Raw genomic sequence first — 24,000 nt, forward strand, 5'->3', positions numbered from 1 at the left:
GGGCCACTCACCCGCGCGTTGGCGGTTGATCAGTTGTTCGGCTGGCCGACCGGGATGGTGTCGCCCAGCTCGCCGGCGTCGTGTCCGTCGCCGCACGCGCAGTCGTCACCGCAGCCGCCGCACCCGCCGGCGTAGGAGTCGTCGTCGGCGTCGCAGTCGAGGACCCCACCGAACTTGGCGGCGAAGTCGTCGTCGAGGTCGTGGGTGAGCTCGTGGATCTCGTCGACCAGGTTGATCAGGTGCTGCGGCGCGAACGGGTCGGCGTCGAGGACCGTCGAGACCAGCAGGTGCTCGTCCTCGAGGGTGAAACGCAGGCGCGGCCACTCGGCGGACAGCTCGACGAGCTGCTCGACGGCCTTCGCGCGGTCAGCGATGTCGGTGACGATCGACGACCATACGTGCAGCTGCGGGCCGTCCTCCGCGACGGTGACGTAGACGCCGAAGCCGTGGACCGGGATCGCGATGTCGCCGTCCTCGTCAGTCTCGGGGGCGCCGCCGAGCAGCTCGGTCAGAGTCTGCACCGACAGGGCGTGCAGCTGGGCATGCTCCTCAGTCGCGATCGCGAGGGCGCCGTCGATCTGGAGCGGCTGTTCGGTCGTGTCGTGCTCGGTCATTATTTCCCCTATCCGGCGCCTGCCGGATCGAACGGTTGACGCTGCGAAGTTAGTGATTTGTGGCGCTTCACGGTAGCGAACCGGATTTCCTTGTGCCTGACCGGCTACACCACCACCCGCGTTCGGTGCTGCCGGCCAGTCTCGGAGCGCGCCGATCAGTAATGGCCCCTCGAAATCTGGCGGCGACCTAAACCGCGAGTGTCAGGGGCATCGGAGCGGAGGTGCCTCAACTGACCGGTTGACAGCGACCAGGATGGGCAACGCTTCGGCTGTCAGACCGAGCTGATATATCTATCCGCGAACTAGCCAAGTGACCGTTTGGTTCGATGTACGATCTCCGATCGTTGACCATTGAACTTTCTTTCGCTTTCCCTCTCCGCGGCCCCGTGAGGTGGACACGCACGAGCCGACCCAGATAGGAACTGCATGTCCTCAGCGCGTGACCCGTTCGACTTCAGCGAGTACGCGAGTAGTCGCAGTGGCGGGGACAAGCAGTGGCCCTCCGGTTCGGCTGCCGCTGGACCGTTGTTCAGCCCGTTCACGGCGCCGCCGCAACCGGCCGCCGCGGCATCCTCCCCCGAGACGGCGACTCCCGGGGACCCCTTCGCTGCGCCTGCGCCGCGCTCGACCGTCGTACTCGCGCAGGGTAAGCCGCCGGTGCGGTGGCTGGCCTTCGCAGGGCTTGCTGCAGTCGCCGGAATCGCGTTCGCGGTATTTTCCCTGGGTGGCGCGTCGGTGCTGTTCGCGTTCGTCGGCTGGGTCCTCGCCGGACTGTTGGCCTTCGGGCTACTGGCCATGTTCTCGGTTTCCGACACGCGGAGGCGTGCGATGTCAGCGTATGCAGAATCCAGGTCGGTGGTGAACGTCTACCGGGTGGTCGTCGCCGTGGCAATCGTGGGCGTCGGTCTTGGTGCATGGTCGATCGCGGATTGGGCCGGACGACTGTGAAACGGACACTTGCGCTTGCGGCGACAACACTGACTGCACTCGTTTCCAGCCTGCTCGTCGTCACTTCAACAGCAGCAGCCCAGCCTGTGCCGTCCGCCGTCGGTGATTTCGGCGCTTGCTTGGCCGCTGAGCGTGAGGGCGATGTGCTGCTGATGATCGATGAATCGGGCAGCCTGCAGTCGTCCGACCCGGACGCGGCGCGTGTATCCGCAGCGAATTATCTGTTGGACCAGTTGAGTTCCTTCGGCGACTCTGCGGGCGTCCGTCTCGAGGTGTCCTTGGCCGGATTCTCGGACGGCTTCGTCGTCCATTCCGGATGGAAGGGCCTCGACAGGGCGTCGCTGCCGGGGTTGCAACGCTCCGTCGATGAATTCCGGAGTAGGACGAACGGTATCGATACGGACTATCGGATCGCCCTCGACGGCGCTCGTGACGCGCTGGCCGAGCGCGGCAGGGCCGCCGACGGAGGCAACCGATGCCAGGCGCTGGCGTGGTTCTCTGACGGGAAGCTGGATTTCACCGAGCGTGACGCTGAAAAGCCCTACGCCCCCGGCATCTCCCTGCATAACGAGGATGGAGTGCGGAGGGTTGTGGAGTCCGCTCAGGGATCGATCTGCCGTCCCGGCGGGGTGGCGGATCAGCTGCGGTCCTCGGGCATCGTGACGTTCGGTGTCGGTCTGGCTGCCGGCACGGCCGAGGCTGCCGATTTCGATCTGATGCGGGCCATCGCGACCGGAGATTCCGGAGCGGCCGGGCCGTGCGGGACGATCACATCGCCGCGCCCCGGAGACTTCTACGTCACGGAGAACATCGACGACCTGCTGTTCGCATTCGACGCCTTCAGCACACCGGGCCAGGCGCCGCTCGAACGCGAGGCGGGGGTGTGCGCCTTCGTGATGTGCGAGGACGCCCAGCACCGGTTTGTTCTGGACGATTCCATCAACTCTGTGACCGTTCTCGGGTTCGCCGATGCCGAGGGGCTCGTCCCGACTCTGGTCTCTCCGCGCGGTGAAGAGGTCGCGCTACCCCGCAAGGGCGTCGGCGCACCGACGACGGTGCGCGTCGGCGACGTGCAGGTTGAGTACGAATGGTTATCGCCTCGGTCGGTGTCGTTCACGATGCGCCACGACAATGCAGCGGGGTGGCAGGGCATGTGGGCGCTGGCGTTCGTCGACCCCGCCGGAAAGGTGCCCACCGCCCGCTCCAAGTCGAATATTCACATCTCCGGCAACCTCTTCCCCGCGTCGATGGGGCAGGAGACCATGGCCATCCACAGTGGTGAGAAGACGTCAGCTGTGCGACTGGGCATCGTTGACGCCGACCGGCGCGAAGTGGATCCGTCGAAGCTCCTGGGCAGTGCGCAACTATCGGTGTCGTTGACTGATAGCGCGCACATCACGCACGAGTTGGCGACGAAGATCCCGAAGGACCGCCTCAGCGAACCGCTGGAACTGGATCTGAACGAAGTCGCACCGGGTGCGGGCAGAATGCGATTGACCCTCGACGTTACCACCGCCGATGCGAAGTCCCCGTCGGGCGCGATCATTGCGCCGGGCACCGTCCTGGCTCCGCAGTCGGTCGACGTTCCGCTCACGGTCGCGCCGCCGATCGGCTACCCGACCCTGCCGTCACGCCTCGATTTCGGGACCTTGGAGGGCTCCGGCACCTTCACGACCGATCTCGGCGTCGGCGGGCCGGGCTGCATCTGGATTGAGCGCTCTGCGCATGCCCGGATCGACACCGTCCCGGATGGCGCAGGTCAGGTAGGTGCCACAGGCCAGGGTGCATCCTCCGCCGATGGCTGTCTGCAGATCGGCGAGGACGCACAGGCCGCCCTGCCGGTAGAACTCCAGATCGAGAACGCGGTCAACGGTCCGGTCAACGGTTCGATCCGGGTGATGGTCGCCCCGACCGGTGAGCTGGACCGAGCCATGCCCATCGACGTGCAGTTCTCGGCTGACCTGCAAAAGCCCCTGGACAGCAACCGGTTCTGGCTGGTCTTCCTCGCGGTACTGGTGGCCAGCATCGTCCTCCCGCTGGTTCTGCTCTACGCCGTCAAGCGGTGGACCTGCCGGATACCAGCGGAAAGCCTGAAGGGGCAACAGATTCCGATCGCGGTCGTCGGCGACAAGGTGCTGCGGGACGACGAGCCTTTCGCGCTCCGGGACACCGACCTGATCGATCTGGTGCGCGGTTTGAACAAGCCGGCCCGCCGGCTGACCGTCGACGGCGTGGACCTCGACGTGCAGGTGGGGCTGTCCCCGTTCGGCGCCGGGTATGTGGCGGCGCACACCGCCGGCAAGCGTGCAGCGTCGAACGCGACGCCCGCCACCGACCGCAAGGGGAACGCGCGACTGCCGCTGGCAGTGCACAACTCGTGGGTCGTCCTACACGATCCGACCGGTCCCGCAGACCGGGCCAGCGTGCTCCTGCTCGTCGGGGGCAATTCCAGTTCGGAAAGCCGTGCACGGCTGGTCGAGGACATGACCCGGCGCGTGCCAGCCCTCGTGCGCTCCCTCCGGGACAGCGCAACGGCCGAGTCCGACGCCCCGACCGGAGTAGACCCGGCCGCGTCGACCAGCGCATTGCAGTCCGGCTTCGGAACCACGGCGGCCTACGACCCGTTCGGAGCGTCTGCCGCTTCGGACGTCGGCAAGGCAAGCAGATCTGACCCTGGGGCCACGCCAGAGTTCCCACCCGCCGGCTCGCCAGGCAGTACTTCGGGAGCGGATCCGTTCGATCCGTTCCGGCCGCCGAGTCGCTAGGCCGCGGCCACTTAATTCAGCTTCAAGCCCTCTCGATGTGGAAGGACCGTGATGAGGCGGTTTCTCGTTGTTGGTTGCGGTGGCTCCGGTGCCGTGACGCTGTCGTACATGATGGATCAGCTGCGGTCCGATCTGGCCGCGGTCGGCGTGGACAAGATCCCCGGCGGCTGGCAGTTCGTCAGCATCGATGTGCCGACGGCGCCCGAGGCAGGCCCGGACGGGCTCGACAACGTGCGCGATCAGGGCGGCCTCTACTTCGGCAGCGGACCGCAGGGTGACTCGTATGCCGTGCTCGACAACGCGCTGACCAATCAGCTGGCCGCCAAGCAGCGGCTCGGCACCATCGGGACGTGGGCGCCCCAGGATCCGGCGGGCGTGACCGTGCCGATCGGCTCCGGCGCCGGGCAGTACCGCGCGCTGGGCCGGATGATCACGCTGAGCAAGGCCAGCGGCATTCGCGACACGCTGCAGCGCGCGTGGGAGCAGCTGTCCACGGTGGAGGCTGCCAGCGAGATGGCCGCACTGAACATCCCCGGTGGCGGCTCGTTCGAACCCGGGGAGTCGCCCGTCGTACTGGTGGTCTCGTCGATGGCCGGCGGTGCCGGCGCGTCGATGGCGCTGGACGTGTGCCGGCTGCTGACGCTGGTCCACGGGCTCGACCCGCGCCTGATGGGCGTGTTCATGGTGACGCCGGACATCTTCGATGGACTCGGCAAGAGCGCGATCACCGGTGTGCGGGCCAACGCGCTGGCAATGCTCGGTGAGATCGTGGCCAGCCAGCTGGGCTCGGCACGCCAGCACGACGTCGACGTGCTCGGCGCCCTGGGCCAGCAGCACGGCAAGGGCGAGAAGGTGCCGTTCGCGCGCGTCTTCCCGGTCGGCCGCCGGGTCGGTGTCGAGGGCGCGCCGTTCGGCGACGGCTCGCAGAAGGCAATCTACCGCGGACTGGCCCGCGGCCTCGCCGGGATGATGATGAGTGGCTCGGCGACCCGCCAGTTCGTCCAGTACGACCTCACCAACGGCGCCGGCCTGCCCGGCCAGCGGGAGAACATCGGCTGGGGCGGACAGTGGGACAACCTGCCGTGGGGCACCTACGGCTTCTCGAGCCTGAGCATGGGCCGGGACCGTTACGCCGAGTACTCGGCGCAGCGCCTGGCTCGCAGTGCCGTGGATCGGCTGCTCGACGGGCACAGCGTTCCCGGCAGCCCGGTCTCCGATGAAGATCAGGTCAACTCGATCCTCGACAGCCAGTGGGCCACCCTGCTGGCTGCGATGGGACTGCCTGTCGTGCAGTCGGATCCGCGGAGCGGGCCGGGCGGTGTCGCGCCGTGGCTGATGAACGTGGTGCTGCCGTCGGAGGCGGCCAACCGGATGGCGGGGCACCTTGTGGAATCCGAGCTCCGGGATTATATCCCGGCCGGCACCGGTCTGGCCGCCAACCAGTGGGTGCCGGAGATCGAGCGCGTGCTCGTCCTGCGGCGCCCGTCGCTGCTGGCGGCGGCGGAGCACCAAGCGGTGGCCCACGCGTTCCAGTGGCATCGCCAGCTCGTCGAGCGGATCGAGCAGGAAGTCGCCAAGGCGGTCGCAGACGTGGGTTTGCCATACGCGACCGCCCTGGTGACGCGACTGCGCACGTACCTGAAGGACGCCGTGCGGTCCGGTGCCGAGGAGCTGACACGCGGCGCACCGCCGGACCTCACTGCGCGGACCGCGGAAACCGCGCAGGTTCTCGCCTCGCTCAACGGCCTGATCGGCGCGGACGGAGACTACATCGACATGGTGCTCGCCAGCTGCCGCGGCAACGTGTACCGCCAGCTGTACGCCTCGTTGTCGGGCAAGGTCGCCGAGGTGGCGTCCGCGTTGGTCCCGGAGGTCATGCAACCTCTTCTCGATCGACTCAACGAAGAACAGACAGGGCTGCGCCGGGCCCGGAGCAAGCCTGCCAGCGACGTTGGTCTGGCCCGGCTCGCCACCGACCAGTACGGGGCCTGGCCGACCGATCACGCCGACCGAGTGCCGGCGCGCTTCGCGGAAGCCAACAACGAGGTGATGCTGACGCCGTCGGCGGACTTCATGGACCAGTACAAGAGCGATCTGCCGCTCGCAGTCGTTGGAGACGATTTCGGCACGCCCGCGTTCGACGAGGCGGTGAAGCGCGCGGTCGCACACGTCGTGACCGGGCAGTGGAGCACTGTCGACGGCAGCACTGCCCCGAGCGAGGAGCGCCCAGTCGTGGAGCGCACCGCCGCGTGGCGCTCGCGTGCCTTCCCGATCGATCCCACGACCAAGGAGGCTCTGGTTCCCTCCGCGGCCCGGTACGACGTGCATGTGCGTCCGACCGAATTGCTCGATCGGGCAAGGCGTTTCGTCGCTCGCCGCGGCGAGTCGTTCGACCGGTTCTGTCGCGTGTCGTTGCGGGAGTACATCGAGGACGTGACGGCCCCCGAGTACGCTCTCGACGAGCGGCGCGAACGGCTCCGGGCGAAGTTCACCGAGGCGCTGTCGCTCGCGCGGCCGCTGGCCAGCGTGAACCAGCAGGCGCTCGAGGCGCTGCACCCGGGTCAGCAGGTCGAGTACCGCTACAAGTTCACCTCGGTGCCGTTCCGCAATCTCGCGGTGGCCGACACCCTTGCGCAGGTGCTGCAGAAGAATCCGATGGTCGACCACGAGACCGAGTCGGAGTTCCGCCGGTTGCTCACCGACGAGGACAAGCTCACCCGGGTGGACATCTTCGGCTCGTACCCGAACTACTCGCCGCTGGCGTACGACTCGGTGTTGGTGCCGGCCGCCAAGCAGTGGGCGGATTCGACGCCGACGCAGCAGGAGGCGTTCTGGAAGTGGCGTCGGGCGCGGCCCCTGGCGGCGGCGCTGCCGATGCATGAAGAGGAACGACACGCAATGACGGCCGGCTGGTTCCTCGGGCTGATCCTGGGGCAGCTGCGGCTGCCGGCAGCCCCATACGACGAGCCGGTCCGGGTGTGGGACTCCGGACTCGCCGACTGGGTGGATTTCCCGAACCCGCTGCTCACCCCGCCGGCCCGGTTCCGTGGTCAGTACGACTGGCTGCCCGCCGTGCTCGAGTCGGTGCTGCTGGCGATGTCCCGCACGCACGAGCCGCCGGTGATGAGCTCGATGTTTCCGTACCGGGCCCTGCGCGCGGTCTACGACGCCTCGCCGCAGGATCCTGCCAGCGGCATCCACGAGGTGTCGGGCAAGGCGCAACTCGTGTGCTGGCTGCGCAGCGGCGAGACCGGCACCGGGTGGCAGTCCCAAATCGACGGGTCCGGACCGGGAGCGTCCATCGACGCCCGTGCAGACGGGGCCATCGCCTGGCTCACCCAGATTCGGGACGTCGCGGGGACGCACTTCATGGCGCCCGGGGAGGACGGAGCACCCGGCGGCGGCACCTTCTCGACCATCTCGACCCGCGATCAGGCGTCGGCGACGCACCTGTTCCGCGACGTCGCGCCGGACGTCTACTGGGCGACCGGCGAGCTGATCCGGCTGATCGACGAGGGCAAAGCGCTTGCGGCGCAGCCGGAACCGACCGCACAGCCGTCGCTGACGACCGTCATCCCGGCGGCGCCGAGCCAGACCTTCATTGTCCCCGACCTGGGTCAGTTCTGACATGAGCACTTTTGACATGGGCAGTTCGGACATGAGTGAGTCCGACATGCATGCACTGACGGTCATTCTCGGGTCTCCCGGAGTGTCAGAGGGCGTCCTCGACGTGCTGACCGATCTCTCCGCGGCCGGGCTGGTCTCACCGTTCCTGTGGGTGGAGCAGACCGGTGACGCGTCGGCCGAACGCGTCGCGGCCGTCGAAGTGGCCGGCGGCGTGGAGTCCGCGGTCCTGTTGCAGGACGTGCTGGCCTCCCGCGTCGTCCACCGTGTCCGGGTGTGCGTCGTGGTGCCGTCCGCGGCCGGTTCGGTATCGGTGGACCCGGGATTCGAGCGCTCGGTCGCGGAACTGGTGGCGTCGAATTCCGGTGGTGCCCAGGTCGTTCGGATGCGTCTACTGCTGCACCGGCCAGGTGCGGACGTGTCCGACGCCGCGGAGTTGGCGCCGGCCGGATGGCACAATCTGGTGGTGGCCCCGGAGGACTCGCGTGGTCCCAGCATGGGCCATCGGACGTTGCAGGCGACCACCGATCCGATCGACGTGGGCCGGCACGCGGCCCCCGTGCTGGCCGGCGTGGCAGGACTGTGGGCCGATGTCGACCACGCGCCGCTCGACGAGTTGCCCGTACTCCCCGGCAACGCGCTGCGCGTGGTGCGGTCGTTCTACCGTCGGCTCGACACGACGGCCGCCGAAGAGTCGTTGCGGCGCCGGGTGCTCAACTTTGGCGGCCAGTTGCCACTGCCGAGCGACAGGGGCGCCTCCGTCGTGTACGCGAACGATGTGGCGTCGGCCGGCCAGCAGATGGCGCATCGGGTGTGGGAGCGGCATAAGCACCTACTGGAGAGCGGCCGGGTGAAGGCGCCGTCGGTGCCGCCGCAGCGGGAGGTCGGCCTGGGCGAAGCCCTCATGATGTTCCTGTCGTTTCTCGGTGCGGTGCTGCGGAACGCGCCGGCAGCGCTGTTCGCCCGGGTCGTGAACAAGGTCTCGTCGGCGGTGGCGTCGCGCACGCAGAACGCCCTGTTCGGCGCGGAGCCGGCCTACAAGCTCGTCGTCAACGGCGTGAACGCCGACGGCCGGCCGGCGGGCTGGTCGGAATACGAGGCGGCGTCCAAACGCATCGCCGCGCAGCTGGATGCAACCGCGGGACGTGCCCCGGCGGCTCAGTCCGCGGCCGCCGACCTCTCGGACCTGTGGAGCGACTACCGGCGCGGGGCGTTGACGCTGGCCGACGCCGGTGAGCGGTCGCCGAACCTGCCGCCCGTGCAGGTGGGCGCGAACCGGGCCGTGCTGCGATCGGCTACCAACGTGGTGCCGGGTCCGGACGACCGGTTCACCGAGATTCCGGGAATCGTGTCCGCCACCCTGGACGTACATGCCGTGGACGGCGCGGACGTGCTCGGCATCACCGAGCTCAGCGACAAACTGCGCGCGCTGGAACCGGATCCAGCCCTCGGGCTCGAAGCACGGCGCACCAACGCGGCGCTGCGCACCTGGGCGAACCGCCTCGGACAGAGCTATGCCGTCGCGTTCGGAAACATCCTGGCGCAACGACTTTCCGCGACACTGGGCGAGGTCCGCAGCCTCGTCGCGCGGATCGAGGCGGCGACGGCCCTGGACGACCTTGCCGAGGTGACCGCACAGCGGCACCGGCAGCTGGTGCGCAAGGTGCGGACGCTGACCGTAGTGTTCGCGGTGGTGGCCGTGATCGCCGGCGTCCTGGCGTACGGGGACGTCATCTCCTGGTGGGTCGGCGGGCCGGTGGTCGCGCTGAGCGTGCTGGGATGGTTCGGCTTGGTGGGGCGGGCGTTCATGTCCGAACAGCAGCAACTGCTCCGGCTGCTGGCGGAGCGGGAGGCGGCCGAGGCCGCCCGGGCAACCGACCAGGCCAATCTGCGTGCCGCGCTGCGCGATGTGGAATCCCAGTCCGCGGCCTACCGCCAGTACCTGTCGTGGAGCCGAGCCCTCGGCGCCTTCCTGGCGAAGCCGCTGGGGACGAGCGCCGACGCCCGCCCGCCGGGCCGGACCGTCGAATGGGGACTGCCACTCAGCGCCGTGATCGCGTCGGGCAGCCCCGAGCCGGATCAGCTGGGGCGGCTGGCGGAACAGCTGCGGCACGACCTGCTCGGCGTCGGCTGGCTGTCGGACCAGTGGGACGCCCTGCTGGGCGACGCGGCCGACGAACTGGGTCCGTCCGGGCGCGACCTGCGTCGTAATCCGGCATTGCTGGCGGCGCAGCCGGGTGTCGGTTCCGGCTCTGCGCTGGACGAGTGGGCGACGCTGCTGCACGAGGGACGGGTCGAAGCCCACGGATCGGCGGTGCTGTGGGACCGCGCGCGGTCCGAGCTGGCGGTCTCCGGTAGCGAGCTGCCCCGCCAGCTCGCCAGCGTCGTCGAGTTCTACGACGATGGCGTTGTCCGCCGCAGCAGCCTCGCGGAGTTCCTGGCGGGCGTCGGCGTGGAGACGGCGACCGAGGAGCGCAGCTTCTTCGACCGGTCGCTCTTCACCGACCTCGCGTCGACCCAGGGACTGACGGCCGTCGAATGGACGGTGCCCACCACCGCCCCGGTGGGGTTGGGACTGGTGGCCGTCAGCACTCAGTTCACGGAGGGCATCGCCGAGGAGGATCTGCGGCTGCGGGGTGCCGGTGTGCAGGCTGAGCCGGTCGAGATTCCGCAGTCCTTCGACTTCCCGCTGCGTCCGGCGCAGCGCAGCGCCGGACAGCCCGCCACTGCCCCCGCGACCTACGCGGTGCCGGTCGCGGACGGCCTCAACTTCTGAGAGGGAGTGGACCTATGACTCAGGACGCATTCGCGGCGCTCCGCGCGCTACGGCAGCAATTCATCGACGCGGGCATCCTCGAGGCCGGCGTGCTCAAGGATGCGCATCTGCACCAGATCATCCGCGCGGACCGTAGCGCCGCCGCAGACATCGAACGGATGCTGCCGCGCAAGGCTCGGGATTTGGCCGGCGACGTCGCGACAGTGTTGGCGACACACCCGTCGGCCGGCGGGGACGCCGACGCCGCTCCGACGACACGCGACACCACCGCGGCGGCGCGGCCGGACACGGCAGCGGACGATCTGCTCGACCTGGGGTCGGACGACTTCTGCGAGTACGAGCACCGCGAGAGCGACGTGGTGCCCGGACCGCTGACGATCACCCGGCAGCCGGGCGGCGGCCACCGGATCGAATGGGAGCCGGTGACGGACTCCGCGGGACCGACGGTGATCTATCGCGTGGTCGCCAACGAGCAGCACCGCGCCTACAAGCCCGAGGCCGGCCGGCTGGTCGGGGTCACTAGCGGACAGCGGGTGGTCGACACCGCGCCGCCCGCGTCGGCGGTGCGCTACGTGCAGGTCTGGTGCCATGCGGGCACCGACCTCCGCGACGCCGCGGAGCGCCAGCCGGTGCTGATCGCCGAGGGCCAGATCCTCAGCCCCGTTGTCGACGTGCTGGTCCAGGAGGACGAGGGCACGGTGATCGGTCAGTGGGCGGCGTGGCCGGGCACGGCCCGGGTTCGGGTGTTGCGGATCCCGCTCGACGGACTCACCCCGCCCGACACCGCCGACAACCGCCACCGGATCTTGGCCACCGAGGCCAACCTCGGCGGCTTCGTCGACCCTGACGCCGAACGGGGCCGTCGCTACCACTACCGCGCCGTCGGTGAGATCGAGGTGGACGGTCGCACGCTGCTGTCCCCGCCGGCCGAGGCCGAAGTGACGGTGTCCGTGGTGCTCGAGTCGGTGACCGACCTGTCTGTCCAAACCCACGGCGCCGGCACCGAGACCCGCTTCGACCTCGCATGGACGTCGCCGATGGCGGGCACTGTCCGGATGTACCGGACCGAGACCGCCCCCAAGGCCGGACTCGGACACGAGGCGCTGGCGGAGGCCGCGCTGGAAGTGTCGGGCGGACTGCCGGCCGCGGCGCGTCTGGTGCACCCGGTGGTACCGGGGGACGCCGGCGTCCGGCAGATGACGAACGTCTCGTGGCCCCGCGACTGGGTGCGCGCCTACTTCACCCCGGTCACCGTGCTCGACGAGAAGGTTCAGGTGGGGACCACCGTCGCCGCGACCCGGCCGCTGCCGGCGGTCCACGACGTGCGGATCATCGAACGCAACACCGAGCAGGTGCTGACGTTCCCGTGGCCGGCGGGGGCGGCGTCGGTGTCGGTGCACCTGAGCCAGCGCGACGTGCCCGCCGACCATGTGGTGGAGCAGCGCCCGGAGGCGGAGATCTCCCGGTCGCTCTACGACCGGGACGGCGGCCTGCATCTGCCGAAACCGCTTCCGGCACACGGTTGTTCGGTACATGTGGTGCCCGTCGCGTACACGGCCGGTGAACGCATCGTCGGGGTGCCGACCACCGTCGACTATCCGGGGCTGGTCCGCATCTGGTACGACGTGACCGCCCAGTCCGACGGATCGGCCGTGGCGATCCGGCTCGCCGCGGAGCTGGAGACCGACAGTGCCCCGCCGTTCATGCTGGTGCACAACGCGACTCGGTTGCCACTCAGCAAGCGGGACGGGCATCCGCTCGAGGTGCGCGCGAGCCACGTCCCCCAGGAGTCGGCGGCGCGCAGCTTCCATCCGCAGCGGCTCGGCGGCGTGGGCGGAGAGTCCTGGGTGGCCGACGTGTCGAACCTGACCGGGTACATCCGAGTCTTCGCCGACGTCGATCCGGACAAGGGCAAGCTCATCGCGTTGATCGACCCGCCGATCGACCGGATCCGCCTCGACCTCCTCGGCGGCCAGGAGCAATGACGCGTACGCCGGAGACTGATCCGGATCGGTTCGGTCAGCTCACCTACACCTCGTTCGATGCGCCGGCCTCCGGACGCATCAGTGGGGGCGGCTGGCAGGTCAAGGAGATCAGCGGCGGCCTGCGCGACGACGAGCAGGCGTTGCTGCGGGCCGGGGTGGTCACGCGGCTCGAACCGGTCGCACCGCTGCCGGCTTTCCCGACGCCCGTGGATCTCGACGCGCGCCCGCGCCGCCTGGCGTACGTCCCCGTGCCCGACGGCGGTGGCTGCTACTGGCACACGGCGGCCGCTGGAGCCGACGCCTCGGGCCGGCCGGGGAACGTGTTCGCCCATGCCGTGCTGGACCGTGCCGACGGCGGTGCTGAGCAGCCGGTCGCGGAGCGGCCCATCGCGTTGTGGCGGTCGGCGGACTGGCTGGCGCCGTACGGAGCCGACGCCGTTGCGCAGGCGACGCTGCCCGGGGCCGCACCCCGCCCGGGTGCGGTGGTGGACCGGTCGTCGGTCCTCGGCTTCCTGCTCGACCCCGGCACTTGGCGAATCGGGGTGCTGTCCTTGTCGCTCGACGCGGTGGCGCGGGCGATGGCGGGCGGGCCCGCCGTGGTGCTGGGCACCGACAGCCCCGAGTCCGCCGCGTTGTGGATCGGTGCGATCAGCGAGTTCATGTCGCCGGGAGCGTCCCGGAGGTTCGGGTGGTGCACGTTCGACCGCCGGCAGGACATCGACGCGACCGTCGCCCGCGGCGTCCACCTCGTCGCCGTGCCACTCCAGGACATCGAAGGACGTCCGGATCTCGGTAGCCACGTGCTGATCGGCGAGGACGAGACACCGGAACTCGGCGAGCTGGGCGTCGAACCGCACCGCACCGCGCGCGGCGCGTCGATCCCGGTCACCGCGTGGTCGGTGCTGGCACAGACGGTGCTGGCCGACCGGACGGTCGCCGAACAGGCGCTGGCGCGGCAGGACTCGATCGCGAGTTTCGTGGACGACCGAGAGCTGTCGCCGATGTGGCCGCTGGCGATGGCCGTCGTCCTCGAGCCCGAGCTGCACGACGCGCTCGAGGAGGCCGGCCAGGTGGTGCTCGAACAGTCACCCGACGCCATCCTCGATGTACCGGTATTGGCTGAGGTTCCGTTGGCGCTGGTGGACGCGAGGTTCGGAGACAGCACCGAGCAAGCGTGGCGGGCATTGACGGATCTGCTCGACGACGACCCGGTCGCGCCCGTGGTGCGGGAGCTTGCAGGCCGAATGTTTATGTTCCGCGCCCTCGCCGACGGCGACTGGATCCGCGGCTGCACCCACGAACACCTTGAACGCCTCGATCCCGCGTGGGTCTCGGAGGAGGTGCGCGCGGATGCCGAGCGGGTGGTGGCTGCGTTGCGGCACCGAGCCCGGATGGCCACCACGCATGCGCAGCTACGCGAGGTCGCGCTGGACGCGGTGGCGACGCTCGATCTGCTCGTCGAGGTCTCGCTCGGCGGTGACCCGATCGACGCGGCGATATTCGAGGTGCTCGAGCGTGCGGTGGTGCCGGTCTTGTGCGATCCGGTCGAGGGGCCGGCGTTCGTCGAGGAGGTCGGGCCCGTCGGTACCTCGACTCGCATCGACTACATCCAGATCGCGCTCGCCACGCATCCTGCGGTCACCGGTGTGCGGCTCGGGGCTCGAGTTCCGCATCCGGTACTCAGGTGGGTGGTGGGGGAGACGGGGACGCTCGCGCTGGGCGCACTCAAACGCGATCCCGGCCGCATTGCCGACCCGCTGAGCATGCTTGTGGCGGAAGGTCTGCTTCAGTCGTTCGAGGCGGGCTCTTTGGCAACGGACAGTCCGCTGCGGCTGATTGTTCTGCGGCGCATAATGTTCGAGCTGCTCGACGGTGGCCGGGTGACGGACGGACTCGACCAGATCGTGCGCGGATTCGACTGGACCTCGAGCGAGGTGAGGACCCTTGTCGAAGAATTCGCCGGCATCGTTCCAGCCCGGCTGCTGCGACCCGCGATCGTCCGGGAAGAGTGGGGCGCGGACGTCGAGGCGCTCGTGTCGTGGGTGGCGGAATCGGAGTGCCAGGATGTGCCACACGTGGTGTCGGTCGCGTCCGCCGCGGATGAGCTGGCCATTTCGTGGGCGCTCATCCGGGACTGGGGCAGTCAGGCCGGTCTCGCCACTGGTGATTTCCGGCCGCTCCTCGAGTGGCACCTGCGGCCGGTCCTGCGCGATTTCGCCCAGTGCCACGAAGCGAACCTGCCCCACGATTTGCTCGTGCGCCTCGCGCTCCTCGCTTTCGGCTATCGTGCGCACGTGCCGGCCGGGTCGAGACGAAGCCTGCCGTCCCTGCCGGATGAGCACGACGCGGCGCTCGTGCGTGCACTCCGTGCGGATCGGCGGCTCGTGGTTGATGTGGTGTCCACGTGGGTCCGATCCGGGGTGGTTGGCGCGAGCGCGATGGACACGGTTCGTCGGCTCGTGGGGTCCGCCCGCCCCAGCGTCGCAGAGGAAGCGGCCTACGAGCCTCGTACCGCGCTGGATCAAGAGTTCTTCGCGGAACGCCGATCGGTCGGCGTGTGGTCGGTGAGATGGAAGTGAGTGGATCTGTGACTGTGCAGGAATGTGAGCGGCGTCCTCGAAGGGAAGTGCGCTGATGCCGGGGTACGTGCTCGACGGTGCTGGACGGGTGGAATTGCCGCGCAGGCCGCTAGCGGTGACGGTGGACGCCACGAGTACGGCGGTCGACGTGTGGGCGTTCGGCCCGGATGGCACTGAAAGCCGTCACGTTCTCAACCCGCGTCCGGGCCTGATGATCCTGCCGCGGGTGGATGCCGAGACTGTGGTGGTGGCGCGGCCGACCCAGCAGGAGGAATTTCCGCTGGGCACGATTCTGTACGTCACCATCGGTGTGGACAGCGAGCGTGACCCGGATCCGGAACGCGCCGAACTGACGCCGATCGATGTCTCGGGGTTGTACAGCATCGAATTGGCGTCTGTGGCGCCCGCCGGAGAGCGCGTGGCGGTGACGGCCCGTAAGACGGCTGTGGACGTGGCGCTCAGCGAGCCTGCGGCGCGGGCGCGTTCGGCGGCACGCGGAGTCCTTCGCGTAGACCGGTTGCCGGAGGCACGTCGGCTGCGGGTCGAGCTCGACATCGACACCACGATGTCGATGCTGCCCCGGATCGAGGACCGCAGCATTCGTGCGGTGGCGGACGTGGTCGCGGGTATCGCTACTGTCGTCGGGGTACGAGACGCAGTTCAGGTCAACCTGATTGGTCGGTCCGTCACAACACTGCCGACTGGGGAGCTGCGCGACCTCGGCGACCGTGTGCAGGCCGCGCTCGACTCGGCAAGTTTGGGGGTCGGCTTCCGGTCGGCGGCGCTCGACCGGTCTTCGGAGACCGAACGCACGCTGGTCGTGTCGGTGTCGGACGCCGCGCCCGCGGACCGGATCTGCGACCTCGGCGAGGCGTCAGTTGTTCGTCGCCATCACCTGGTGCTGTCCACGACACCGACCGAGCCGGGCGCGGGAATCACTGTGGTTTCACCGCCCAACAGCGGAGTCGCGGCCGGCGATTCGTTGTTGACCGAGTCGTTGCTGGCCGACCCCGCGTACCTACGTCGGATCGTAGAATCGATGCTGAGCGACATTGCGGCAGTTCGGGATTCGGAAGGTGCATTGAAATGACGAAATGTCCCCGTTGCTTCGTGACGCTGACACCGGACCAATACGCGTGGACCAGAACCGTGCCAGATGCGATGGAAGTCGACGAGATCGCCTCGACGTATCACGGCAGTGCGGTGCGTTCCGGCCCGGTGATCGAGTTGAAGCGGCCCAACGACGCGGAGGAGGACTGGGCGCCGCCGTCCGGGCACGCCGAGAAGGAGGCCGGCGGCGACGTCGCCGAGGTCTGCCCGGAATGTCATTACCGGCTGCCGGCGGGTTGGCGGGACGCACAGGCGACGTGTGTGGCGATGGCCGGTGCCCGCGCCACCGGTAAGACGGTGTACGTCGCGGTGCTGGTCAAGTCGCTGCATTTGCTGGGCGAGCGGATGAGTCAGATGGTGGAGCCGGCGACCGCGGAGACGGAGGACAGCTACCGCGAGAACTACGAGCGTCCGCTGTACGAGGAGCGAGGCATCCTCGAACCCACACCGGCCGCGCACACCGGCAACCCGTACCAGCGGGAGCCGTTGATCTTCAGCATCGGAATCTGGAACGGTGTTCGACAGTATCTGGTCATCCGGGACGTCGCGGGCGAGGATCTCGAGGATCCCAAGAACGTGGGTGCGACGTCGATGCAGTTCTTCTCGCGGGCCGACGGCGTGGTGTTCATGTTCGATCCCCTCCGTGTCGATTCGGTGCGGGACCAGCTGCACGATCTGGTGCCCGCGCAGGAGCGCGTGGGCGGCGATCCCAAGTCGGTGCTGCGCACCGTCTTGTCGATCATCGGCACCGGTACCCCAAATCTCGCTGTGGTGCTGTCGAAGTTCGACGCACTGCAGGCGTTGGCACACGTCGACGGCAGCGAGTGGAGCGAGATCATGTCGCAGCGCGGAGCTGCGTACTCGCGTGACCCCAGCCTGCAGAACGAGCCGTACAACGAGCAGGACGGACGGCTGCTGCACGAGGAGGTGCGCAGCCTGCTCGACAAGCTGGAGGCCAAGGCGATGGCGATGGCCGTAGAGCAGCCTCACACCGGGGTAGCGCTGGGCAGCCGGTACTTCGCCGTCTCCGCGCTGGGGGAATCGCCGGTGGGGGATCGGTTGCACGAGAGTGGAATCTCGCCGTTTCGGTGCCTCGACCCGGTTCGGTGGGTGTTGGCGCAGCAGGGGGTGTGGGTCTAAGTCCACACCACAAGCGGACAGCGCGCGGGTCAGTAGCTGGAAGTTACCGGTCCGAGAACCGCTGTGTGGTCTTCGGCAGTGGGATGGGGCGGGCGTGCCAACGTCGCCTGATTCGGGCCGCCGCACGTGCAGCTGTAGGTACAGCTCGCATGTGTCGGCGTCGAAGTCGTGGGATCTTATCGACCAGGCTGATCAGGTACTGCGGCACGACGGGTCGGCGCCGGCCAGCATAGAGACCAACAGGTGCCCGTCTTCGATGGTGAAGTGCAGGCGCGGCCATTCGGCGGAGAGCTCCGGCAGATGCTGCGTGGCAGCGGTGCCGTCACCGAGCTCGCTCAGGATCGACCACCAGACGTGGAGCTGCGGGTGTCCTTCGAGACGGTGACTCAGAGCCCGAAGCCGTGGACCGGGATCGCGATGTCGCCGTCCTCGTCGACCTCAGACGGGTCGACCTCAGGCGCGCTGCCGAGGAGTTCGATCAGCGTGCGGGGACGTACGGGGCGTGCAGCTGGTCGCGGCTGTGGGTGGCAATCGCGAACGTGCCGTCAATCTGCAGCGGCTGGTCGGTGGTGTCGTCGTCGGTCATTGCCCCCGATCCGGCGCTGGCCGGGTGGTGAGGCGGGCGCTGCTTTGTAGGAGTTTCGAGAGTGCGCACGATATTGCGGTACCCGTAAGGCCAGTTGCACGGTGCGCGTCGCCCCGCAGGAGCGCGTCTCTCGGGTAGCATAAACCGACAAAATTGCCATTTTGGCATCATATGAGTGTGTTAACTGCCTCGGATTTGACAAAAGTAACCCCGCAATCCGGCGTAGCGTTGAACGTGATGCGCCGACGGCGGTGATCCTGATAGGAGAGGCTTCTTTCAGGAGAGGGGTTGCTGGACAACGCGGTGACAATGTCACTTCACTTTCGTGGCGAGTTGCCCTGCATAGTGCAATCTCGAACTTTAGTGGAGACGTCCAATTGACCAAGTTCAAAGAATTGTCGCAGATTCACTGATCAACTCGCTCGGTGGCATCGAACTGCTGTCCTAAGGATCCATCCTGCGTAGCGGAATGTGGCTATGGCGCTAGCGGCTCGGTGTGGACTGGTAGGCATCCCGGCAGAGCTAGGCGAAATCGTTGATCGGGCGTGAGCTGATGTCGGTGACCACGCGGGTGAACTAGGCGGTGCTGTGCACGGCGAAGGACGTCTGGACAAGGTCGATGAGACCGATCGCTTCGGCTAACGACCTGTGATCAAGCCTGTTTTTTCACGGTTCGATAGAAGCACTTCGATAACGCGTCGGCGACGTCACGATCTGGCACAGTGGGAACGAGGGCGGATAGCGTAGTCGTCCCTCCATGAGCAGTATGGGCCGATCGAACAGAATTGCCGCTGTCGAACGCTGTTCGTCGTAGACGAGGAAAAGGAATTCTACCGACCCTGATTAGGCGCAGGGTGCTCGTAGTCCGCGTAGATAAGACGTTTGCCAAGGAGCCGACACTTCCGCCGCAGCCCTCCTGATTGGACGCCTGACCTCACCTCTTCGATCTGGGTGCTCTACCGGATGTGATCGCGGAGTCTGTCAGGCTGCAACGATAGAATCCGCGACCATGAGCTCAGATGCGTCCCGTCCGTCGGCTATCGATGCTCCCAGTATCGTTGATCTCTTTGCCGGTCCGGGGGGACTGGATGTCGCTGCGCACTGGCTCGATGTGCCAGTTGCCGGTGTCGAATGGGACGACAACGCCGTAGCGACTCGGAAGAAGGCTTCCCTTAACACCTGGCACAGCGATGTACGGGATCTAGGGCCGTGGAACTTCCCGGACGCTAACGTGCTGGCCGGTGGTCCCCCCTGTCAGACCTTCACGGTCGCTGGAGCGGGAGCCGGCCGGCGGGCCCTCGATGTAGTCCTCGCACTGGTAGCTATGTTGGACAACGGACGAGCTGCAGAGGTTAAGGAAGCCCTCTCACAGATGGAGGACGAGCGGACCGGGCTCGTGCTGGAGCCACTGCGATGGGCGCTGTCTGCACTCGACGACGAGCGGCCTTTCGAGGCGATCGTCCTCGAGCAGGTTCCTGCAGTGAAGCCAGTCTGGGACGCGTACGCAGCGGTGCTGCGCAACCGTGGCTACGGTGTGGACGTCGGGATCCTTCGCACCGAAGAGTTCGGGGTGCCGCAGACCCGTCGCCGGGCGATCCTGATTGCCAGGCTGGGCGCCGAGGTCTCACTGCCCGCCGCCACCCACCGCCCGTATCGAAAGGGAGTCCTCCGGAATATGGGAGCCGCGTCACTGCGTCCTTGGGTGCCTATGGCGGAGGCATTGAGCGGCCGGGGCGACTTCGACGTCATCTCGAACTACGGGTCTGGTGGGATATCCACTGCCCGCGGTCGTCGGAGTTCCGACCAACCTGCGTTCACCGTGACTGGGAAGATTTCGCGCAACAAAGTCGTGTGCCGGGTGACCGGTGAGGTCGGTCGATTCAGTCCGTCAGAGGCAGGGCAGTTGCAGACGTTTCCGGCGGATTACCCATGGTCGGGTGGTGACATCGCGCAACAGATCGGCAATGCTGTACCGCCACGCCTTGCGGCCCACGTGCTCTCCGCAGCCCTAGGAATGGATCAGCCCAGCGAGACTTTCCTGGCGGATGCGGTCAGGAGCAGCTGGCGCGACCAGGTGCGGGGTACCACTGAACTCGTGCCGGTCGCCTGATCGTCCGGTCTAACGCGCGAACCCGCTGACCGAGCCGGTTTGCTGTTCCTGTATCCCTTTAAAGTGAACCGACAGCAGACGCGCGAATCAGCGGTCGATGCAACGACTTGGGGGAGAGATGTCCGGCAACGAGATTTCTGACGAGGAGGTTGCGCACCTCTACTCGGTGTTCCTCAAGTTTACCGAGGCCATGACGCCGCACGATGCGGTCAAGAACCTGAAGCTATTCGGGGCAAATGACGCGGTTATCGCGGCCGTCCGTGCCAAGCATGACGCTGAGAGCCTGCGGATCCGTGAGCTCGACGAGCCGCCATCGATTTTCCTCAACGGCCGTCCAACTTGGTATACGGGCCCCGACATGGCGAAGGACAAGAACTGGCCGGCGCTGGCGACGTCGATGGAGCGGGTTTTCGGCAAAGAGAGCCTGAAGTCGGTCGACGAGTCGTCGACGAAGATAGTCGCCCTGCTTGATCATCCCAAGCAGGACACCTTCCGAGCCCGAGGCCTCGTAGTCGGTTTCGTTCAATCTGGCAAGACCACCAATTTCACTGCAGTGATGGCGAAGGCTGCGGATCGTGGCTACAAGCTGTTCATTGTGCTCTCCGGAATTCACAACGCGCTGCGCCGGCAAACCCAGATCCGGCTGGTCAACGACCTCGTTGCTGCGAACCCGGGGCATTGGCATCAGGTGACCAGCGAGGTCCACGATTTCACGCCCCCACCCAACCCGAAGGCGTTCTTCGCCGTGACGGGCCAGTGCCTGCTTCTCGTGGTGAAGAAGAATGCAACAGTGCTGCGGAAGCTCAACAAGTGGCTCGGGTCGGCCGGGGAGTACCTCAACGATTGCCCCACGCTAATTATCGATGACGAAGCGGACCAGTCGACTGTCGCTACCGAGAAGATCAATCCGCTGCTCTCCAGTATCTTGGGAAAGTTCCCGAGAGTTGCCTATATCGGTTACACGGCAACGCCTTTCGCCAATCTCCTCATTGACCCGTCGGTGGAGGAGGACTTCTATCCGCGCGATTTCGTTGTAAACCTTCCTCAGCCAGTTGGGTATCACGGCCCCGAGGTTCTCTTTGGAAGGGCACTTCTCGACGGTGAGGATCCGGCGGACTTGCCCGGTGGTTACGACATGATCCGCGAAGTCCCGAACGACGAAGTGGACGATCTCAAACCGAAGAGTAGGAAGGATGCTGCCTACTTCGAGCCGGCGATGACGCACTCTCTCCGTGCCGCCGTGGAGTGGTTCTGGCTTTCAACTGCCGCGCGTAGGGTTCGCGGCGGCGGCAATCCGCATTCCACCATGCTCGTGCATACAACGACCGAGACGCGGGTACACGAGGCATTCATGGAGCCATTAATGGCTCTTCGCGCCAGGACCCTGCAACGATTGGATTCCGGTGATGGCACCCTTGTGGAGCGTCTTCGAGCCACTTGGGACGACGAGACTGCCAGGGTTCCCGCAAGCGAATTCGGCGAGGTCAAGGTGCCCTTTGAGGACGTCCTGGTCGAGCTTCGAGGAGCAGTTCGGGATACCCGAGTCATCATCGACAACTACCGCAGCAATGACCGGCTCAACTATGAGTCCGGACCGGTCACTGCTATCGCGGTCGGGGGCAGCACCCTCTCCCGAGGCCTCACGCTCGAAGGTCTCGTCTCCAGCTTCTTTGTACGTGCAGTATCCGCTTACGACACCCTGCTGCAGATGGGCCGTTGGTTCGGCTACCGGAACCATTACGCCGACCTGCCGCGAATCTGGATGACCGAAGAACTCGCGGACTGGTTCAATCACCTGGCGACGGTTGAGGCTGATATGCGCCAGGACATCAATCGATACATGGCGTCGAATGAGACACCGCTGACCTTCGCTGTCCGTCTTCGCTCGCACCCGAAGCTGAGCATTACGTCGAAGGCAAAGATGACGAGCGCGGTTCTCGCGCACGCGGCTTACGGCGGGCAGCTCGTAGAGTCTCGGTACTTCGATGTTTCCGAATCGGGCCGAGCGCAGCTAGCGTCCAACGCCGCGGCCGCTCGAGCTCTTGTGGCAGCTGCGGCGGAGGAAGGGGTTCGTGATCCGCTAGCCCGGGAAGCCGCGCTTTTCACCGACGTGCCGTACGGAAATATCATCGATTTTCTGAATAGCTACGAGTTCCATGAAGATTCGGCGGATGGGGATCGTGCTCGCCTGGTTGGTTACATCACCAAGCGGGTTCGCGCTGGGGCACTGGGGCGCTGGAGTGTAGGGGTGATTGGTAATGGTAAGGCCAATACGAAGCCTTGTTCATTAGGTTCCGGCGTTGAGGTTCGTATGGTGAAGCGTGCCAGGCTCGGGCACTCCAAGAGCAGTGGTGAGGAGCGGGATTCCATTACAACGGAACCGGATTCGGGAATTGACGATAGGAAGGCGGATATCAAGACGCTGAGTAGCCGCCGCGATGAAACCATTGACCTCATCCTGGATGGTCCCGTTCCTACGTCACATCCGGGGATCCTTGAGTTGCGTCAGCAGCAACGGCCCAATCAGGGCCTTCTGTTGGTCTATCCGATTGAGCCGGAATCTGACACAGGTACCGAGGGGCGCGTTCCTCTTGCTGCACCGACCGAGGACGTGGTCATTGGCGTGACGCTGCTGTTCCCGGAACCTCAGCAGGGCGACAAGGACTCCGACGTTGAGTACTGGAGTGCAGACTTGTCGAACGTCGTGGTCGAGGTGGAGGACGGCGCTGTCCTTGAGCAAGACGACGAGGTCGCGTGACCGTCGACGGAGATCATCTCGAACGGCTTTGGCGGGCAGCTGCCGAACAGCCTGCGACAACCCTGTTCCGCACGATTGAGGTGGGTGTTGAATCCTCGCGCGGCCCACTGCTTGCTGCTGTCGACCGTTCCGGCCGGCGAGCCCTGCTCGTCCCGATCCAGCCAACGCAAACGCTGAAAGAAGACCTTGACGGCCAGGCGGTCACGGTCCGGCGCCGCGCGCTGGAGGACGAGACTAGCTACAACGTGTATGCCTGCCTGGAGCTGATCGACGAGCAGAACGGGCTGTTCACGCTGCTCTGTGTCGAGGTGATCGAGCGTGTAGCTGCCTGCCCGGAAAGGGCAGTCGCCATGCTCAAGAAGGCGCTTTCCGACTGGCGGGCCCTACTGGCGGGTGCCCGCGAATCACTGTCCGAGTCGGCCCTGCTCGGACTGTTTGGTGAGTTGTGCGTATTGCGTGAACTGCTCGAGAGTGACCCTGGTGCGGTGACGTTCTGGACCGGCCCGCAGGGTGCGGCGCAGGACTTCCATCGGGGTAGGGACGCCATCGAGGTCAAGACAACCTCGCAGCCCGAAGGGCGCCGCGTACGCATCAATGGCGTAACTCAACTCGACCTCCAGACGCCGGGTCGGCTGGTCCTCAGATGGTTCCGGATCGAAAAGGGAAGAGGGATCTCGGTGCCCGCTCTTGTCGATCAGATCAATGACCTCACCGATGACCCGATCGAGTTTCGGAAGCTCCTTGGGGAAGTCGGCTACCGTGAGTCCGGCGTAGAGGGCTATGCAGGGCAACTGTTCGAGATCGTCGAGCAGCGTGCATATGAGGTTGGCTCAGGCTTCCCGCGTGTTGTCGCCGGAAAGTTCCTCGGAGGTGCCGTGCCTGCCGGTGTTGACGACATCGACTACATCGTCGATTTGGACAGCGCTTCGGCGGTTGCCGACCGCCTCGACGAAGAATCACTAATTGCATTCATGGGGAATTCATGACAACGCCGAAGTGGTGGTC

The 24,000-nt window shown here is 66.8% G+C and carries 11 protein-coding genes; 10 read left to right on the forward strand and 1 reads right to left on the reverse strand.

Going from position 1 to position 24,000, the window contains the following annotated elements:
- Positions 1-29: 29 nt before the first annotated feature.
- On the reverse strand, positions 30-614 hold the full coding sequence (locus tag ACQ5DX_RS06275; RefSeq protein WP_430331810.1) for a T3SS (YopN, CesT) and YbjN peptide-binding chaperone 1: 585 nt from the start codon (positions 612-614) through the stop codon (positions 30-32).
- A 662-nt stretch (positions 615-1,276) separates the two neighbouring features.
- Here ACQ5DX_RS06275 and ACQ5DX_RS06280 point away from each other — a divergent pair.
- The 10 genes from ACQ5DX_RS06280 to ACQ5DX_RS06325 all read left to right on the forward strand — a co-directional run bounded on the left by ACQ5DX_RS06280 (position 1,277) and on the right by ACQ5DX_RS06325 (position 23,981).
- Entirely contained in the window at positions 1,277-4,327 is a 3,051-nt protein-coding gene (locus ACQ5DX_RS06280) for a vWA domain-containing protein (protein WP_430331811.1), read from the forward strand.
- A 51-nt stretch (positions 4,328-4,378) separates the two neighbouring features.
- A complete protein-coding gene (locus ACQ5DX_RS06285) occupies positions 4,379-7,954 on the forward strand; it encodes a tubulin-like doman-containing protein (protein WP_430331812.1) in 3,576 nt (1,191 codons plus the stop codon).
- A gap of 1 nt (position 7,955) precedes the next feature.
- Positions 7,956-10,727 carry a magnesium transporter gene (locus tag ACQ5DX_RS06290; protein WP_430331813.1) on the forward strand — a complete coding sequence of 924 codons (2,772 nt, stop codon included), beginning with the start codon at positions 7,956-7,958 and terminating at the stop codon, positions 10,725-10,727.
- A gap of 14 nt (positions 10,728-10,741) precedes the next feature.
- Positions 10,742-12,712 (forward strand): hypothetical protein, encoded by a 1,971-nt coding sequence (locus ACQ5DX_RS06295; RefSeq protein WP_430331814.1) that lies wholly within the window; start codon positions 10,742-10,744, stop codon positions 12,710-12,712.
- A complete protein-coding gene (locus ACQ5DX_RS06300; RefSeq protein WP_430331815.1) occupies positions 12,709-15,291 on the forward strand; it encodes a hypothetical protein in 2,583 nt (860 codons plus the stop codon). Before ACQ5DX_RS06295 ends, ACQ5DX_RS06300 begins: the two co-directional genes overlap by 4 nt.
- A gap of 55 nt (positions 15,292-15,346) precedes the next feature.
- Positions 15,347-16,381: a hypothetical protein gene (locus ACQ5DX_RS06305; protein WP_430331816.1), complete on the forward strand. Its 1,035-nt coding sequence runs from the start codon at positions 15,347-15,349 to the stop codon at positions 16,379-16,381.
- Complete coding sequence (locus tag ACQ5DX_RS06310) at positions 16,378-17,541, forward strand: TRAFAC clade GTPase domain-containing protein (protein WP_430331817.1); 1,164 nt, start codon at positions 16,378-16,380, stop codon at positions 17,539-17,541. Before ACQ5DX_RS06305 ends, ACQ5DX_RS06310 begins: the two co-directional genes overlap by 4 nt.
- 1,595 nt (positions 17,542-19,136) lie before the next feature.
- Positions 19,137-20,237, forward strand: coding sequence for a DNA cytosine methyltransferase (locus ACQ5DX_RS06315; protein WP_430331818.1), 1,101 nt, complete (start codon positions 19,137-19,139; stop codon positions 20,235-20,237).
- A gap of 118 nt (positions 20,238-20,355) precedes the next feature.
- Positions 20,356-22,995: a Z1 domain-containing protein gene (locus tag ACQ5DX_RS06320; protein ID WP_430331819.1), complete on the forward strand. Its 2,640-nt coding sequence runs from the start codon at positions 20,356-20,358 to the stop codon at positions 22,993-22,995.
- Entirely contained in the window at positions 22,992-23,981 is a 990-nt protein-coding gene (locus ACQ5DX_RS06325) for a PD-(D/E)XK motif protein (RefSeq protein WP_430331820.1), read from the forward strand. Before ACQ5DX_RS06320 ends, ACQ5DX_RS06325 begins: the two co-directional genes overlap by 4 nt.
- Positions 23,982-24,000 lie beyond the last annotated feature (19 nt).

Source organism: Rhodococcus sp. ACT016 (assembly GCF_050477185.1).
Lineage (GTDB): Bacteria > Actinomycetota > Actinomycetes > Mycobacteriales > Mycobacteriaceae > Prescottella.

Excerpts from the sequence above, each read along its gene's own strand:
- ACQ5DX_RS06290 (WP_430331813.1), top strand. The coding sequence starts at position 7,956 with ATGAGCACTTTTGACATGGGCAGTTCGGACATGAGTGAGTCCGACATG.
- ACQ5DX_RS06275 (WP_430331810.1), bottom strand. The coding sequence starts at position 614 with ATGACCGAGCACGACACGACCGAACAGCCGCTCCAGATCGACGGCGCC.
- ACQ5DX_RS06285 (WP_430331812.1), top strand. The coding sequence starts at position 4,379 with ATGAGGCGGTTTCTCGTTGTTGGTTGCGGTGGCTCCGGTGCCGTGACG.
- ACQ5DX_RS06320 (WP_430331819.1), top strand. The coding sequence starts at position 20,356 with ATGTCCGGCAACGAGATTTCTGACGAGGAGGTTGCGCACCTCTACTCG.
- ACQ5DX_RS06295 (WP_430331814.1), top strand. The coding sequence starts at position 10,742 with ATGACTCAGGACGCATTCGCGGCGCTCCGCGCGCTACGGCAGCAATTC.
- ACQ5DX_RS06310 (WP_430331817.1), top strand. The coding sequence starts at position 16,378 with ATGACGAAATGTCCCCGTTGCTTCGTGACGCTGACACCGGACCAATAC.
- ACQ5DX_RS06300 (WP_430331815.1), top strand. The coding sequence starts at position 12,709 with ATGACGCGTACGCCGGAGACTGATCCGGATCGGTTCGGTCAGCTCACC.
- ACQ5DX_RS06305 (WP_430331816.1), top strand. The coding sequence starts at position 15,347 with ATGCCGGGGTACGTGCTCGACGGTGCTGGACGGGTGGAATTGCCGCGC.
- ACQ5DX_RS06315 (WP_430331818.1), top strand. The coding sequence starts at position 19,137 with ATGAGCTCAGATGCGTCCCGTCCGTCGGCTATCGATGCTCCCAGTATC.